The 15389-nt window shown below is 64.0% G+C and carries 13 protein-coding genes; 11 read left to right on the forward strand and 2 right to left on the reverse strand.

Going from position 1 to position 15389, the window contains the following annotated elements; translation table 11 throughout:
* The first annotated feature begins 4 nt into the window (after positions 1-4).
* The 5 genes from PSH80_RS00695 to PSH80_RS00715 all read left to right on the forward strand — a co-directional run bounded on the left by PSH80_RS00695 (position 5) and on the right by PSH80_RS00715 (position 6722).
* Positions 5-1063 carry an HlyD family secretion protein gene (locus PSH80_RS00695; RefSeq protein ID WP_057438939.1) on the forward strand — a complete coding sequence of 353 codons (1059 nt, stop codon included), beginning with the start codon at positions 5-7 and terminating at the stop codon, positions 1061-1063.
* A complete protein-coding gene (locus tag PSH80_RS00700) occupies positions 1060-2505 on the forward strand; it encodes an efflux transporter outer membrane subunit (RefSeq protein ID WP_305418789.1) in 1446 nt (481 codons plus the stop codon). The genes PSH80_RS00695 and PSH80_RS00700 overlap by 4 nt, the downstream gene beginning before the upstream one ends.
* A gap of 73 nt (positions 2506-2578) precedes the next feature.
* Positions 2579-3088, forward strand: coding sequence for a sigma-70 family RNA polymerase sigma factor (locus PSH80_RS00705; RefSeq protein WP_057438940.1), 510 nt, complete (start codon positions 2579-2581; stop codon positions 3086-3088).
* Positions 3085-4041, forward strand: a complete 957-nt coding sequence (locus tag PSH80_RS00710) for a FecR domain-containing protein (protein ID WP_128593623.1) — start codon at positions 3085-3087, stop codon at positions 4039-4041. The genes PSH80_RS00705 and PSH80_RS00710 overlap by 4 nt, the downstream gene beginning before the upstream one ends.
* 227 nt (positions 4042-4268) lie before the next feature.
* A complete protein-coding gene (locus tag PSH80_RS00715; protein ID WP_305418790.1) occupies positions 4269-6722 on the forward strand; it encodes a TonB-dependent siderophore receptor in 2454 nt (817 codons plus the stop codon).
* Positions 6723-6765: 43 nt separating this feature from the next.
* Here PSH80_RS00715 and PSH80_RS00720 read toward each other — a convergent pair whose 3' ends face one another.
* Positions 6766-7473 (reverse strand): DUF3142 domain-containing protein, encoded by a 708-nt coding sequence (locus PSH80_RS00720; protein ID WP_186625051.1) that lies wholly within the window; start codon positions 7471-7473, stop codon positions 6766-6768.
* A gap of 4 nt (positions 7474-7477) precedes the next feature.
* Positions 7478-9634, reverse strand: coding sequence for an outer membrane assembly lipoprotein YfiO (locus tag PSH80_RS00725; RefSeq protein WP_186625052.1), 2157 nt, complete (start codon positions 9632-9634; stop codon positions 7478-7480).
* Between the two features lie 150 nt (positions 9635-9784).
* On the opposite strand from PSH80_RS00725, the gene PSH80_RS00730 reads away from it, so the two are divergent.
* The 6 genes from PSH80_RS00730 (at position 9785) to PSH80_RS00755 (ending at position 15335) form a co-directional block, all read left to right on the forward strand.
* Positions 9785-10027 carry a DUF2789 domain-containing protein gene (locus PSH80_RS00730; protein WP_057957941.1) on the forward strand — a complete coding sequence of 81 codons (243 nt, stop codon included), beginning with the start codon at positions 9785-9787 and terminating at the stop codon, positions 10025-10027.
* Between the two features lie 269 nt (positions 10028-10296).
* Positions 10297-10728 carry a MarR family winged helix-turn-helix transcriptional regulator gene (locus PSH80_RS00735; RefSeq protein WP_057438945.1) on the forward strand — a complete coding sequence of 144 codons (432 nt, stop codon included), beginning with the start codon at positions 10297-10299 and terminating at the stop codon, positions 10726-10728.
* Positions 10725-12803, forward strand: a complete 2079-nt coding sequence (locus PSH80_RS00740) for an FUSC family protein (protein ID WP_057957942.1) — start codon at positions 10725-10727, stop codon at positions 12801-12803. The genes PSH80_RS00735 and PSH80_RS00740 overlap by 4 nt, the downstream gene beginning before the upstream one ends.
* On the forward strand, positions 12800-13009 hold the full coding sequence (locus tag PSH80_RS00745; protein ID WP_057438946.1) for a DUF1656 domain-containing protein: 210 nt from the start codon (positions 12800-12802) through the stop codon (positions 13007-13009). The genes PSH80_RS00740 and PSH80_RS00745 overlap by 4 nt, the downstream gene beginning before the upstream one ends.
* The gene (locus PSH80_RS00750; RefSeq protein ID WP_169990434.1) at positions 13006-13896 is read left to right on the forward strand and encodes an efflux RND transporter periplasmic adaptor subunit; all 891 of its coding nucleotides are present in this window, start codon (positions 13006-13008) and stop codon (positions 13894-13896) included. Before PSH80_RS00745 ends, PSH80_RS00750 begins: the two co-directional genes overlap by 4 nt.
* Positions 13893-15335, forward strand: a complete 1443-nt coding sequence (locus PSH80_RS00755; RefSeq protein WP_057957944.1) for an efflux transporter outer membrane subunit — start codon at positions 13893-13895, stop codon at positions 15333-15335. Before PSH80_RS00750 ends, PSH80_RS00755 begins: the two co-directional genes overlap by 4 nt.
* Positions 15336-15389 lie beyond the last annotated feature (54 nt).

The following is a 15389-nucleotide window of genomic DNA, read 5'->3' on the forward strand; positions in this document are numbered from 1 at the left end:
TTTTATGAAACGCAAAGACCAGATTGCCGTGACTGTTATCAGCCTATTCGCCGTGGGCGTGCTGGTGTACCTGCTGGCGCCGGGTGTGTTTGGCAGCAAGCGCCAGACCACCAACGACGCCTTCGTCGCCGCCGACTACACCCTGGTGGCGCCGCGGGTCGCCGGGTTTATCAAAGAGGTGTTGGTGGAAGACAACCAACAGGTCAAGGCCGGGCAGTTGCTGGCGCTGATCGACGACCGTGACTTGCGCGCCGCCGCCCAGGCCGCCGATGCCGAGACCCTGATGGCCCAGGCCCAGCTGAAAAACGCGGTGGCCACCCTTGAGCGGCAGAGCTCGGTGATCGCCCAGGCCCAGGCCACGGTGGCCGCCGATCGCGCCGAGGTGGCCTTTGCCGAGCACGAATTGAACCGCTACAACCACCTCGCCGGTGTCGGTGCCGGTACGGTGCAGAACGCCCAGCAAGCCAGGACCCGCATCGACCAGGCCACCGCACGCCTGGCCAACGCCACGGCGGTGTTGGCCGCCGAACGCAAGCAGGTGGAGATTCTCAGCGCCCAGCGCGATGCCGCCGAAGGTGGCTTGAAACGCGCCCAGGCGGCGTTGGAAATGGCCAGCTATCAATTGTCGTACACGCGCATCGTCGCGCCGGTGGATGGCATGGTCGGTGAGCGGGCGGTACGGGTCGGCGCCTTTGTCACCCCGGGCAGCAAGATCCTCGCCGTGGTGCCGTTGGCCGACGCCTATGTGGTGGCCAATTTCCAGGAAAACCAACTGTCCCATATGCACGCCGGCCAGGCGGTTGAAGTGCGGGTCGACAGCCTCGACGGTGAAGTCCTCAACGGCCACCTGGAAAGCCTGGCGCCGGCCACGGGCGTGACCTTCGCCTCGGTCAAACCAGACAACGCCACCGGCAACTTCACCAAGGTGGTGCAGCGCATCCCGGTGAAAATCATCCTGGAGCCGGGTCAGGCACAGGTCCATCGCCTGCGGGTCGGGATGTCGGTGGAGGCCAGCGTCAATACCCATCCCACTGCGCAGCAACGTGAGGTGGCGCAGCAATGAGAAAACTCGCGCTGCTTACTCTCGGCCTGATTAGCTTGGGTGCCTGCACCGTCGGCCCGGATTTTAAACGGCCCGATGCCCAGCCAGCGACGCAATGGGCCGAGCCCCAGGGCCGCCAGGCCGCCAGCCGCGCGGTCAGCGACCCGTTGGAAGAACAGTGGTGGGATGTGTTCCACGACCCGCAACTGTCAGCCCTGGTGCGCCGGGCATTGACCGACAACCTCGACCTGAAACTGGCCAGCAGCCGCTTGCAACAGAGCCGCGCAGTACGCCAGGTGACGACCGCCGGGCGCTATCCAGAGCTCAGCGCCGATGGCAACTACGGGCGCAAACGCAATAGCGCCAACGGCCTGAGCGATCCATCCGGCAACAACGGCCGTTCGGCCTTCAACCTGTGGGACGCCGGTTTCGCCGCCTCCTGGGAACTGGACTTCTGGGGCCGGGTACGGCGTGAAACCGAAGCCGCCGACGCCACCCTGCAAGTGGCGGAAAACGACCGCCGCACGGTGCTGCTATCGGTGCTGGCCGAGACCGCCCAGGACTACATCCAACTGCGTGGCGTGCAAAGCACCCGTGCGGTCACCGAGCAAAACCTCGACGTGGCGCGCCGTAGCCTGAAGCTCTCGCAACTGCGTTTGGCCGATGGCGTGGCCACTCACCTGGATGTCGCTGAAGCCGCTGCGCAAGTAGCCGCCATCGAAGCGCGCCTGCCGGATTTGCAACAGCGCCAGGACCAGTTGATCAATGCCCTGAGCCTGTTGATGGGCCAGGCTCCGCAAGCCTTGCATGCGCAGCTGTCGCCGGACGCCGCGGTGCCCCAGACCCAGCGCCAGGTTGCGATTGGCCTGCCGTCGCAACTGGCACAGCGCCGCCCGGATATCCGCCAGGCCGAGGCGCGCCTGCATGCGGCGACCGCCAGCATCGGCGTGGCCAAAGGTGACTTCTACCCACGGATCACCCTGTCGGGCAGCCTCGGTTCCCAGGCCATGCAATTGTCGGATCTGGGCTCCTGGGGCTCGCGCACCTTTGCTTTCGGCCCGTCGCTGAGCCTGCCGCTGTTCAACGGTGGCCGCCTGCAGGGCATGCTCGACCTGCGCGAAGCCCAGCAGCAGGAAGCGGCCTTGGCGTACCAGCAGACCGTGCTGCGCGCCTGGCATGAAATCGACGACCAGTTGGCCCGCTACAACGCCAGCCAACTGCGCCGTGACAGCCTGGCCGAAGCGGTGCGCCAGAACCAGATCGCCCTGGACACCGCCCAGCACCAATACGTCGAAGGGGTGGTGGATTTCGTCAACGTCCTCACGGTGCAGAGCGCGTTGCTGGCGACCCAGGAGCAATGGGTGGAAAGCTCCACCGGCGTGTCCCTGGCCATGGTTGGCTTGTACAAGGCACTGGGCGGGGGCTGGGAGTCGGTGTATCCGGTGCAGACCGCCGGGCGGTAACAGATAAAGTTTTTTGCCAGTCGCGATACAAGCTGTAATGATAATTGCTCTCAATAGTGTATCCGAGCAATTCATGGACACCGCGACTGACGGCCAGCAACAGCTTCATCTCCTGTACCGCGACCATCATGGCTGGCTGCAAGGCTGGTTGCGCAAGCGCCTGGGCGACCGCGAGCACGCCGCCGACGTGGCGCAGGACACCTTCCTGCGCCTGCTGGTGTCGGGGCGTTTTCCCGGTGCCCAAGAAAGCCGCAGCTACCTGACGCAGATCGCCCGCAACCTGGTGATCGACCAATGGCGCCGCTTGCGCATCGAGCGCGCCTACCTGCAAAGCATTGCCCACTTGCCGGAACCCGAGTCGCCGAGCCTGGAAACCCGCGCGTTGATCCTCGAAACCCTGATGCAGATCGACGCCATGCTCGACCGCATGCCCGAGAACGTGCGCCGCGCGTTCCTGCTGTCGCAGTTCGAAGGCCTGACCTACGCGCAGATCGCCGAACGCCTGGGGGTGACGGTCAGCTCGGTGCAGAAGTACATGACCCGCGCGATCATCGCCTGCTACCAGGTGGTCTACGAAGAATGAGAGCCCGCCATGACGCGCCGATTGCCCAGGCTGTGGTCGAGCAGGCCAGCGAGTGGTTGATGCTGCAATGGGGCGGCGAACTCGACGGGGCCCAGCGCCAGGCCTTTGCCCGTTGGCAGGCCGCCGACCCGGAGCATCGTCGTGCCTGGCAGCGTTTGCAGCAGTTGCAGCAGACCTTGGGCGGCGTCCCCGCCGACAGCGCCCGCGCGGTGTTGCGTGACGCGCCGGACCCCCAGCGTCGGGCGGCGTTGAAACTGCTTGGGCTGTTGCTGGTGGCCGGCGGCAGCGGCTACCTGGTCCAGGGCAGCCAGCCGTGGCAGGCGGCGTTTGCCGAGCATCGCACCGCCACCGGCGAGATTCGCCACCTGACCCTGAGCGACGGTACCCAGCTGGACCTCAACAGCGACAGCGCCGTCGACCTGCGCTTCAGTGCCACAGAGCGGCGCATCCGCCTGATTCGCGGCGAGATCCTGCTGACCAGCGGCCACGACCCATCCCGGCCGCTGATCGTCGAAACCACCGCGGGCGATATCCAGGCCCTGGGCACCCGCTTTGCCGTGCGCGAACTGCACGACGGCAGCCGCGTCGACCTCTATGAAGGGCGCTTACAGGTCCGCCCGGTGCAGGGTGTGCCGGTGCTGATGAAGGCGGGTGACAGCCTGTGGTTCAGTGCGACACAGACCTCGGCAGTGACCGCGCTGGATGCCAACGCCAGCAGTTGGACCCAGCACCGTCTGATTGCCGAGCGCCAGCCACTGGGGCGGTTTGTGGCTGAGCTGAGTCGCTATCGCCCGGGGTTGTTGCGCTGTGACGAGGCCATCTCCGGCTTGTTACTGACCGGCGTGTTTCCGCTGAATGACACCGACGCGATCCTCGCCGCCCTTGAGCGCTCACTGCCGGTGCGGGTACAGGCGGTGACTCGCTATTGGGTCACCCTCAAAGCCAGGGTTTGACTCGATCAACTGTAGGCGCTGGCTTGCCTGCGATAGCGGTGGGTCAGTTGGCCCATCTGTCACTGATACACCGCTATCGCAGGCAAGCCAGCTCCTACATTGATGGGTGTTTTGGTGTGGAAAGTCAGTGGCCGCATTTTTTTCCATTTTTCTTTGTCGGTTTTCCAATCCCGTCCGGGTTACCTCTTGAAAGCCAATCAAGAAGCGTTCTCACGGGGAGTCCTGCAATGCCGCACCATCCAATCCAACCCCTGGCCCGCGCCCTGCGTCGTGGCCTGTTTGTCAGTGTGCTGGCGACTGTGCCGCTTGTCCCGACCCTGGTCCAGGCCCAGGAGAGCGCCGGCGAAGCCTTGCGCCAATACAACATCCCTGCCGGCAGCCTGGACCAGGCGTTGAACCGTTTCGCCAGCGCTTCGGGGATTTTGCTCTCGGTGGATGCGTCACTGACGTCCGGCAAGCGCAGCCCTGGCTTGCAGGGGCGCTATGCCACCGGGCCGGGCTTGGAGCGCTTGTTGGCCGGCAGCGGCCTGGTGGCGATGCAGGCGGGGAGCGGTTGGTCGGTGCAGGCCCTCGCGGGGGACGACGCGATGCAACTGGGGGCGACCCAGATCAGCGCCCAGCAGCACCAGGAAAACGCCTGGGGCCCGGTCGACGGCATCGTCGCCACCCGCAGCGCCACGGGCAGCAAGACCGATGCGGCGCTGGTGGAAATCCCCCAGACCATCAACGTGATCAGCGCCGCTGAAATCAAGGCGCGCGGCGCGCAAAGCGTGACCCAGGCGCTGCTCTACACCCCTGGCATGAGTGCCGGCGGCTTCTCCGACCGGGTGAAGCTGTTCGATGAACCGACATCCCGTGGCTTCTCGCCGACACCCTTGTACCTCGACGGTTTGCACCTGCCTTACGGTGGCGGCAGTACCGGCGGAGCGTTGCAGATCGAGCCCTATTCCCTGGAGCGCATCGAGGTGCTCAAAGGCCCGGCGTCGGTGCTGTACGGGCACAACCAGCCCGGCGGCATCGTCAATATGGTCAGCAAGCGTCCCAGCGAGACCCCGGTGCGCCAGGTGGTACTCGAAGCCGGCACCTACGAGCACAAAAGCGCGGCCATCGACCTCAGTGGTCCGCTGGATGATCAAGGGCAGTTTTTCTATCGCCTTACCGGGCGCCTCAAGGACGAGCAAGGCGAGATCGACTACTTCGAAAACCGCCGCCAATTCATTGCGCCAAGCCTGACCTGGCGGCCCAACGACGACACCAGCCTGACCCTGTTCGCCCAGTACCAGAAAGACAAGGGCATGCCCGAGGCCCAGGGCCTGCCCGCATCCGGCACGGTCTGGCGCAACCCCAACGGCAAGATCGACCGTGATGTGTTTATCGGCGAGCCGGGTGTCAACAAGTACAATCGCGAACAATTTGCCTTCGGCTACGAGTTGTCCCATCGCTTGAACGACACCTGGACCCTCAAGCAAAACGCGCGCTATGCCGAAGTGGACGACCGCTATGTGGCGCCGTTGCACGGCTACCGTTTTGTCGCCAACCCGGCCACTGGCGCCATGGATCAACGCTACCTGGAACGCTTCGGCGTGGACTGGAGGCAGAACAACAAAGTGATTGGCGTGGATAACATCGCCCAGGCCGAATTCACCACTGGCGAGTTCTCCCACACCTTGATCGTGGGTCTGGATTACTACCACTTCAACTCCAGGTTCCTCGGCCTCTACGACCGCACCCCACCGATCATTGATCTATTCAACCCGGTGTATGGCCAGCCGCTGAATTTCGGCCAGCCGTATCGCTGGGACAACACCATCACCCAGACCGGCCTGTACGTGCAGGACCAGATCAAGTGGGACAAGTGGGCGCTGGTGCTGGGTGGGCGCTATGACTGGGCCAATGTGGTCAACAAGGCGCCGCTGAGCGATGACCGCACCAGCAGCAAGGACCAGGCCTTCACCGGCCGTGCGGGCCTGGTGTACCTGTTCGATAACGGCCTGGCGCCGTTTATCAGTTACTCGGAGTCCTTCCTGCCGCTGTCCGGCACCGATGTAAACCATAAGCCTTTCGACCCGTCCACCGGCAACCAGTACGAAGTCGGGGTGAAGTACCAGCCACCGGGCCAGGAAAGTTTTGTGCAGGTCTCGGTCTATCAACTGGACCAGGAAAACATCCTGACGGCCAACCCGCCGAGTAACTTCAGCAGCCAGAGCGGCGCCATGCGTTCGCGCGGCGTCGAGTTCGAAGCCAAGGCGGTGCTGAACGATTCCTGGGATGTGGTCGCTTCGGCGGCGCGCAACGACATCAAGTACACCAAGGACAACGAAGGTCGCGAAGGCCGCCACCCGGCCGGTATCTCACCCCTGACGGCCGCGTTGTGGGTCAACTACACCGTGATCGGTGACACCCCGCTGGCTGGTCTCGGCGCAGGCCTGGGGGCCCGCTACACGCGCAGCAGCATGGGTGACTACGTTGCCGGCGCGTTCACGGTGCCGTCCTACACCGTCTACGATGCCAGCCTGAGCTACGACCTGGGCGCCTCGGCTCTCAAGCTTAAAGGCGTGAAGTTGGCGATGAATGTGCAGAACCTTGCCAATAAAACCTATGTGTCGCAGTGCACCAGCGATCTGGATTGCTACTACGGCGAAGGGCGTACGGTGGTGTCGAGCCTGACTTACGACTGGTAAGACGCTACCCCTGTAGGAACCGGCAAGCCGGCTCCTACAGGGTTCAACCCGGATTCTGCAAAAACACCACATACCCCCGAAACCACTCATTCCCCTGCAAATACCCCGGTTCCTGCCACTGCCCGCCCTGGATCAAGCCAATCTTGAACGGCATTCCCAGCCGGTTCATCCGTGGCAGGTACGCCGCGTAATCCGGGATGCTGTGGCGGCCCTGATAGGTCTGCACCACCACTTCATCCACCACGCCCTTGAGCTGGGCGATGGCGGCCGGGTCGGCGTTGCTGCTCCAGTCCATCAGGCCGGTGATGCTCAGGCGCAAATCCTTTGGCAGGCGCTGGCGCAGGTCGTTGAGGAAGTCGGCGTATTCATGCAGGTACTGGGTGCGGGCGTCGAAGTCGATCTGGATGCCCACCACCGGGTTGCCCGCTGCGCGCCAGCGTTGCACCTGGCCGAGCATTTTTGTGTAGACCGGCTCTGGCCAGCGCAAGGTGTGGGCGCGGTAGACAATCCACACTTCGCCCTGGCGGATGCGCGGCACGCTCATGCCCTGGGCGATGAACTGCACGCCGCGTGAGGGCTGGCGGCGGGTCGAGTTGATCTGGCCCTGGAGGATGTACAGCGTCTTGGCCTGCTTGAGCACCGGCTGTGGCGCGACCCCGCTCCACAGCCAGAAGGCCTCATAGTCGCGGGCATCGACCGCGCCGAAGGCCGGGCTCGCCAGTACCAGCAGCGCCAGCCAGAAACCTTTCACCGGCTTACCAGTAGTACTGCAGCGACTTGCCCCACTGGGTGTCGGCAAACCCGGTTTTCAACTGGCGGAACCAGCCCTTGCGCACCGCCTTGTCCACATCTTCGCCGCCGCAGCTGTTGTAGCCCGACGGCGCATAGCAGTTGATCGCCCGGAACAGTGCATAGGCCTTGTCGTCACGGGGCGCCTTGGGGTTGGCGATGACTTGTTTGTAACCCTCGAGCCGGGAGAAGGTTTCGCCTTTGAAGGCCGATGCGGTGCTGCCCAGGCTACCGGCCGAGCGCACTTCTTCCAGGGGCATGCCATCCAGGCCGTTGCGCAGGATGAACTCACCCAGGCAGTTGAGGCCGTGGGGGTTTTTCGGCTCGCTCTGCAAGGTGCTGGCGGTTTGCGCGATGGTCGGGCAGGTGTAGCCGGAGGCGGCCTTGTCGCCGCTCCAGCGGAACAGCGTCAGTGCCTGACCGCCGTCGTACACATAGCCCAGGCTGGTGCCGATCTTGTCGGCGGCAGGCGAGGCCGGCAGTTGCTGCAAGTCCTCGGCAAAGGTCGCGAACTGGCCGCGCAGCAGGTCTTTGTAGAGCAAAACAAATTGCGCGGTACTGCGCTCCAGCGGGTCGCTGGCCTGGCTGATCTGCTGGCGCAGCAACTCGGGCCCGGCCACGCTGCGCAGCAGGATATAGCGCACTTGCTTGGTCTGGATCGGCGAGTCGGCGGCGAACACCTTGGCCAATTGGCCGCTGCGTTCGTAGTTCATCGCCAGGGCCAGTTCCAGTTGGTCGCGCTGCAAGGGCTGCTTGGCCAGGGGTAGCAGTTGCAGCCACAGCGCCTCGGCGCCTTTCCAGTCCTGCTTGGCTTCCAGGGCCAGGCCGCGCAGGGTTTGCTGGCTGAAGGCCAAGTAATCCAGGCTCGACGGCAGCTCTTGTGGCAGATGTTTCAACGCGTTGTCTGGCTGGTGCTCGACATACAGGGCGAACGCCGCCTGCAAGTAGTCGTACAGCGCCGGCTCGTTGGCAAACGCGGCCTTTTGCCCGTCGAGAGTGGCGCGGGTCAGCTTGGGCGGGTTGTTGGCGCGCATCCACATCAGGTCGTTGATCGCCAGCAACAATGGGTTGCGGATGGTCTCGGCGTAGCTGGTCAGCAGCTTGTTGTCGGTTTCTTCCACCAGTTCATCAATGGAGCCATTGCGCTCGGCATCGCTGGCCTCGGTCAGTTGCCAGGCGTAATCGTCCGCCAGCTTGCTCGCATCGCCCGCCAACCAGTGCACCCGGCGCAACAGGCCACGGGCGGAAGGGGCGTACTCACCCTGTGGATAAGTTTTCAGGTAGCTGAGGAAACTGTGCTCGGCTTCGTCCAGCGCGGACTTATCCACAGCCTGGCGCTGGGGTAGGCCGTATTCATCGAAGGCGTTTTCCTGGGCATGGTTGAGCGACGCGCGGGCGATCATGTACACCGCCGTTTCTTTGAGCCATGGCAGTGTGGTCAGGGTCACCGCAGCAAACCCGCGCTCGGCATACACAAAGCGCCCGCTGTAAAAGTCGGAAGCGGCGAGCAGGTAGGTGGTCAGCTCGCGACCCTGGATGGAAGTGATCAACTGCGGCTCCAGCAGCACTTCCCCCTGCCAGTCGCAGGTGCCGAGCAATTTCAGGCGCGCATTGGCCAGCAGCACTCGCTCATTCGCCGGCACATCGGCCTTGATCACTTGGCGCACAAAGTCGGTGGCACTCTGCACATTGTTGCTGCGGCAGCGGCTGCCTTCGCCCCACAAAAACTGATCGCCTGCCGCCGCCGTGGCCTCGCGCTGGATGCCCAGCGAGGCCAACAGTTGCGCAAGCTCCGTGCCTTGCTCTTCGCCCGTCTGCCCTTCGGGCGGGTGCGGCACCAGGCGATACACCGGGAACGGCACCGGGCCGAAGCCCTGGGCCAGGTCATCTTCACCCAGCGCATTAGGGGTCAGGGGCGCGTTCTTTTTTGCCGCGAGCAACAGGCGCAGGTTGGTCCGGCTGTCATTGCCGGGGCTCAGGAATGGCATGTTGCTGCAGGCGGTCAGCGAATCCTGGGACACGCGCCAGTCGGGGTAGCACGAGTCGTCGCCGCTGGCCTGGGCCTGCAGGGAAAAGGCGGCACACAGTGCCAGGGTCAGGGATGACAGAAGACCGATGCGCATGAATTGTCCTTATTCCGGGAGTCCGTGAATGCCACTGGGCGAAAGGTGAAGATGATAGCGTGAACATTGCAAAATGTTGCACGAATGGCTGCCAATCTGTGGGTTTTATCGGTCTAGACTGAGGGCAATCACTGATTTTTTGGAGTTGCCATGCAATCGCCTGTTCACAGCCTGCCGTCGTTGTTCAAACAGCTCGGGCTGCCCGATGACGCCACCAGCATTGAGCGTTTTGTTGCGGTGCATTCGCCGCTCAAGCCGGAGTTGAAACTCGAAGATGCGTTTTTCTGGACGGGTAGCCAGAAGGCGTTTCTACGCGAAGAAATTCTGGAGGATGCGGATTGGGCGGAAGTGGTGGATGAGTTGAATGTGCTGTTGCGCAGCAGCCGTGCTTAAGTGAACTCATTCGAATGTGGCAGCTGTCTAGCCCGAGCGAGGCTGCGATAGCGGTGGATCAGCCAACATCAATGCCAGCAGTGCTACTGCCACCGCAGCCTCGCCAAGGCTCGACAGCTCCCACAGAGGCGGCGCGTTATAGGGGCCCCACCGCCTATCTGTGAATTTGTATCAAAACTTGACGAGATTCCATTCCTCCACCATATTGATAGTTAGCAAACTAACTGTATGCGAATGACCTCGTGCCTCAAACCCTCGAAACCCTTCATATGAGCCTCAGCAGCAGCATGGTGGCGGGCGCCCGTAACTGGCGCAAAATCTGCCAGGCCACGCTGGTGAGTTACGGTATTTCTGAAGCCTGTGCGGTGCCTTTACTGATGATCGGCCGTCTCGGCGACGGCGTGCATCAAGTCAAGGTGGCCCAGGCTTCGGGGATGGAAAGCCCGTCCCTGGTACGCCTGCTCGACCAACTGTGCAGTGCCGGCCTGGTGTGCCGCAGCGAAGACCTGCACGACCGCCGCGCCAAGGCGTTGAGCCTGACCGAGCGCGGCCGCGAGTTGGTGCAGGCGGTCGAAGCCCAGCTGGTGCGCTTGCGCCATGAAGTGCTGGCAGACATGGCCCCTGCCGATCTGGAAGCCGCGTTGCGCGTGCTGCATGCTTTTGAAGCAGCCAACCACCCACCGTTGGTCGTGGCTTCTTGAACGGATTTTTTACCGGCATGCCGCCGGCCCGGGATTGGTTCTACGGTGTGCGTACTTTCGCGGCGTCGATGATTGCCCTGTATATCGCCATGCTGATGCAAATGCCGCGTCCGTATTGGGCGATGGCCACGGTGTATATCGTCTCCAGCCCGTTTGTCGGGCCCACCAGTTCCAAGGCCTTGTACCGTGCCATCGGCACCTTTCTCGGGGCGATGGCCGCGGTGTTTTTCGTGCCGCTGTTTGTGCAGACACCGTTCCTGCTGGTGGTGGTGATTGCGTTGTGGACTGGCATTTTGCTGTTTCTGTCCCTGCATTTGCGTACCGCCAACAGCTACGCCTTGATGCTGGCGGGCTACACCTTGCCGTTGATCGCCTTGCCGGTGGTGGATAACCCCCTGGCGGTGTGGGATGTGGCCGAGGCGCGTACCGAAGAAATCTTCCTTGGCATCGCCGTAGCGGCGGTGGTCGGCGCGATGTTCTGGCCACGGCGCCTGGCACCGGTGTTCGATGACTCGGTGCGTAAATGGTTTGCCGACGCGACGATCTACAGCCAGCGCTTCCTCAATCGCAACGTACAGCCCGAGGAAGTCAGCAGCCTGCGCGGCGGCATGGTCGCGACCTTTAACACCCTGGAATTGATGATCGGCCAACTGCCCCACGAAGGCGCGCGGCCACAAACGGTGCGCAACACCAAGGAGCTGCGCGGGCGCATGATCCATCTGTTGCCGGTGGTGGATGCCCTGGATGACGCGCTGTATGCCCTGGAGCGCCGCACCCCGGAGTTGGTCGGCAAGTTCGCGCCGCTGCTGGCGGCCACCACCGAGTGGCTGCAAAGCACAACCGATGAGGCGCCGGTCGAACGCTGGCGCGTCCTGCGTGACCAGCTCGAAGCCCTGCAACCCGACGCCGAGGCCCTGGACGACCGTCATCAGTTGCTGTTTTCCAACGCGCTGTATCGCCTCGGCGAGTGGATCGACCTGTGGCAAGACTGCCGCAGCCTGCAAGCCGCCATCCACAGTGAAAGCCAGGCCCCGTGGCGCGCGGTCTATCGTCACTGGCGCCTGGGCCGGCTGACGCCGTTCCTTGATCGCGGCCTGATGCTCTACTCGGCGTTTTCCACGGTCAGCGCGATTATCGTCGCCTCGGTGCTGTGGATTCTGCTGGGCTGGACCGATGGCGGCAGCGCAGTGATCCTCGCGGCGGTGGCGTGCAGTTTCTTCGCCTCGATGGACGACCCGGCGCCGCAGATCTACCGGTTCTTTTTCTGGACGGCGATGTCGGTACTGTTCGCCAGCCTCTACCTATTCCTGATCCTGCCCAATCTGCATGATTTTCCGATGCTGGTGCTGGCGTTTGCGGTGCCCTTTATCTGGGTCGGCACCCTGACGGTGCAACCGCGTTTCTACCTGGGCATGCTGCTGACCATCGTCAACACCTCGTCCTTTATCAGCATCCAGGGCGCCTACGACGCGGATTTTCTGAGTTTCGCCAACTCCAACCTCGCCGGCCCGGTGGGCTTGCTGTTTGCCTTTGTCTGGACCCTGATCGCGCGGCCCTTTGGCGCTGAGCTGGCGGCCAAGCGCCTGACCCGTTTCAGCTGGCGCGATATTGTCGGCCTCACGCAGCCGGCCACCCTCGCCGAGCACCGGCGCCTGGGCGTGCAAATGCTCGACCGCCTGATGCAGCACCTGCCGCGCCTGGCCATGACCGGCCAGGACACCGGCGTCGCCCTGCGCGAGCTGCGCGTGGCGCTGAACCTGCTCGACCTGCTGGCCTACGCACCCCGCATCCTCGGCGTGCCGCGAGTGTTGCTCGACCAGGTGGTGGCCGAGGTCGGCGAGTACTTCAAGGCGTGCCTGAAGGCCGGTGAGCGCCTGCCGGCCCCCAGCGGTCTGCTGATGACCCTGGACCGCACCCGCCGCGCCCTCAATGGCCAGGGCCTGCAAGGCGAGGGCGAAACCCGCCTGCACCTGCTGCACGCCCTCAGCGGTTTGCGCCTGGCGCTGTTGCCCGGCGTGGAGTTTGTCAGTACAGGCGAGATGGACGCGCCGTTACCCGATGGAGCGCCTCTATGATCGGTGACCTGGATATCAGCGGGGTGTTCCTGCCCACGCTGCTGGTGCTGATGGGCATTACGTATGGCTTTTACCTGGTGGTGCACGGGTTGTTGACCCGCGTCCACTTCTACCGCCTGGTCTGGCACCGGGCATTATTCAATGTGGCTCTCTACGCGCTGTTGCTGGGCGCTGTGGACTCACTCAGTCGATACCTGATGACATGAAAAAACCTTTTTTGACGATCGGCCGTGTGGTCCTGACGTTGCTGGTAGTGACCTTTGCCTGCGTCGTGGTCTGGCGCATGGTCATGTACTACATGTTCGCCCCCTGGACCCGCGACGGGCATATCCGCGCCGACATCGTGCAGATCGCCCCGGACGTGTCCGGGCTGATCCAGCAAGTGGATGTGCGCGATAACCAACTGGTGACCCGGGGCCAGGTGCTGTTCTCCGTGGACCAGGACCGTTTCAAGCTCGCCCTGCGCCAGGCCCAGGCGGCCGTGGCCGACCGCCAGGAAACCCTGGCCCAGGCCCAGCGCGAAGCCAGGCGCAACCGCGGCCTGGGCAACCTGGTGGCCAGCGAGCAACTGGAAGAAAGCCTGTCCCGCGTGGCCCGCGCCCAGTCGGCCCTGGCCGAGGCGCAGGTGACGGTGGATAGCGCTCAGCTCAACCTCGACCGCTCGGTGATCCGCAGCCCGGTGGACGGCTACGTCAACGACCGTGCGCCTCGGGCCCAGGAGTTCGTGACCGCCGGGCACCCGGTGTTGTCGGTGGTGGACAGCAATTCCTTCCACATCGACGGCTACTTTGAAGAGACCAAACTGGACGGCATCCATGTCGGCCAGAGCGTGGATATCCGTGTGATTGGCGACAACGCCCGTTTGCGCGGGCATGTACAAAGCATCGTCGCCGGCATCGAAGACCGCGACCGCACCAGCGGCTCCAACCTGCTGCCCAACGTCAACCCGGCGTTCAGCTGGGTGCGCCTGGCCCAGCGGATCCCGGTGCGTATCGCCTTTGATGATGTGCCGGCGGACTTCCGCATGATTGCCGGGCGCACGGCCACCGTGTCGATCATGGATGACCAGTCCAAGTCCGGAGACCAGCCATGAAGCAACTGCTGGCGACCGCTGGGCTGGGGCTGCTGTTGTCGGCCTGCCAGGTAGTGGGCCCGGATTACCAGTTGCCGGATGCAGCCGCCGTCAACCGTGGCGACCTGCAGGGCCAACTGGCCGGGCAGGGCAGTAATGTGGTCTCGGCGCCGGTGCCCGCCGACTGGTGGAAGTTGTACCAGGACCCGCGCCTGGATGAACTGGTGCGCCAGGCCATGGCCTCCAACACCGACCTGCGCGTGGCGGCGGCCAACCTGCAACGGGCGCGCTTCCAGGTGCAGGAAGCGCAATCGGCGGGAGGCTGGAGCGGCGGGGTCAAGCTCGGCGCCCAGCGTTTGCAGGAGTCCGGCGAGGCTTTTTTGCAGGCGAACAAAGTGCCGGTGGCGAATGTCGGTGATATCGGCATCACCACCTCCTATCAGTTCGACCTGTTCGGCACCTTGCAGCGCGGCATCGAAGGTGCCCAGGCCAATGCCGACGCGACCCAAGCCGCGGTGGATACCGCACGCATCACCCTGGTAGCGGACGTGGTGCGCTCCTACACCCAGGTGTGTGCAGCCAATGAAGAGCTGCACATCGCCCGCCAGTCTCTCGACCTGCAAGCCCAGAGCACGCGCCTGACCCAGCGCCTGCGCGATGCGGGGCGTGGCGATGAAACCCAGGTCACCCGCTCACAAACCCAATTCAAGTCTTTGCGCGCTGAACTGCCGCGCTTTGAGGCGGCGCGCCAGGCCGGTTTGTTCCGCCTGTCGATGCTCCTGGCCAAACCCCTGGACCAATTGCCGGCCGGCACCCGCGATTGCGCCGAGTTGCCGCAGATTGCCCAGTTGCTGCCGGTGGGCGACGGCGCCACCCTGCTCAAGCGCCGCCCTGACGTGCGCCAGGCCGAACGCCGACTGGCGGCGGCGACGGCGGGCATTGGCGTGGCCACCGGCGAGTTGTACCCGGATATCAGCATCGGCGCCTCCATCGGCACCGTGGGCATTATCGACAACCTCGGCAAACCGGCCGCCAACCGCTGGGGCTTCGGCCCGCTGTTGAGCTGGACGGTGCCGTCCAACGGCTCGCGTGCGCGCATCCACGAAGCCGAAGCCGCGACCCAGGGCGCCTTGGCGCACTTCGATGGAGTGGTGCTCAATGCCATCCGCGAGACCCAGACCGGGCTTGCGCAATACACTGCCCAACTGCAGCGCCGCGATGCCCTGGCCGAGGCCGAGCAGTCGGCGCAACAGGCCGCCGACCAGACGCACCGCTTCTTCCAGGCCGGGCGCGAGTCGTTCCTCGCCGACCTGCAAGCCACGCGCACCTACACCGATATGCGTGCGCAACTGGCTCAGGCCAACACCCAAGTGGCGATGAGCCAGATCGACCTGTTCCTGGCCCTGGGCGGCGGCTGGGAAAGCGGACGAACGCAAGGCACACAACCCGGCAAACCCTGAGGCGGTTGCTATGCTTTGATCAGACGGGCTTGCGTGATGGCCCGCTGATCACTG

It is taken from the genome of Pseudomonas sp. FP818 (assembly GCF_030687335.1).
GTDB lineage: Bacteria > Pseudomonadota > Gammaproteobacteria > Pseudomonadales > Pseudomonadaceae > Aquipseudomonas > Aquipseudomonas shahriarae.

What these genes read in the sequence shown, in the direction of transcription:
- PSH80_RS00705 (WP_057438940.1), top strand. Translation starts at nt 2,579, where the DNA reads ATGGACACCGCGACTGACGGCCAGCAACAGCTTCATCTCCTGTACCGC.
- PSH80_RS00755 (WP_057957944.1), top strand. Translation starts at nt 13,893, where the DNA reads ATGAAGCAACTGCTGGCGACCGCTGGGCTGGGGCTGCTGTTGTCGGCC.
- PSH80_RS00750 (WP_169990434.1), top strand. Translation starts at nt 13,006, where the DNA reads ATGAAAAAACCTTTTTTGACGATCGGCCGTGTGGTCCTGACGTTGCTG.
- PSH80_RS00700 (WP_305418789.1), top strand. Translation starts at nt 1,060, where the DNA reads ATGAGAAAACTCGCGCTGCTTACTCTCGGCCTGATTAGCTTGGGTGCC.
- PSH80_RS00695 (WP_057438939.1), top strand. Translation starts at nt 5, where the DNA reads ATGAAACGCAAAGACCAGATTGCCGTGACTGTTATCAGCCTATTCGCC.
- PSH80_RS00710 (WP_128593623.1), top strand. Translation starts at nt 3,085, where the DNA reads ATGAGAGCCCGCCATGACGCGCCGATTGCCCAGGCTGTGGTCGAGCAG.
- PSH80_RS00730 (WP_057957941.1), top strand. Translation starts at nt 9,785, where the DNA reads ATGCAATCGCCTGTTCACAGCCTGCCGTCGTTGTTCAAACAGCTCGGG.
- PSH80_RS00735 (WP_057438945.1), top strand. Translation starts at nt 10,297, where the DNA reads ATGAGCCTCAGCAGCAGCATGGTGGCGGGCGCCCGTAACTGGCGCAAA.
- PSH80_RS00745 (WP_057438946.1), top strand. Translation starts at nt 12,800, where the DNA reads ATGATCGGTGACCTGGATATCAGCGGGGTGTTCCTGCCCACGCTGCTG.
- PSH80_RS00725 (WP_186625052.1), bottom strand. Translation starts at nt 9,634, where the DNA reads ATGCGCATCGGTCTTCTGTCATCCCTGACCCTGGCACTGTGTGCCGCC.
- PSH80_RS00715 (WP_305418790.1), top strand. Translation starts at nt 4,269, where the DNA reads ATGCCGCACCATCCAATCCAACCCCTGGCCCGCGCCCTGCGTCGTGGC.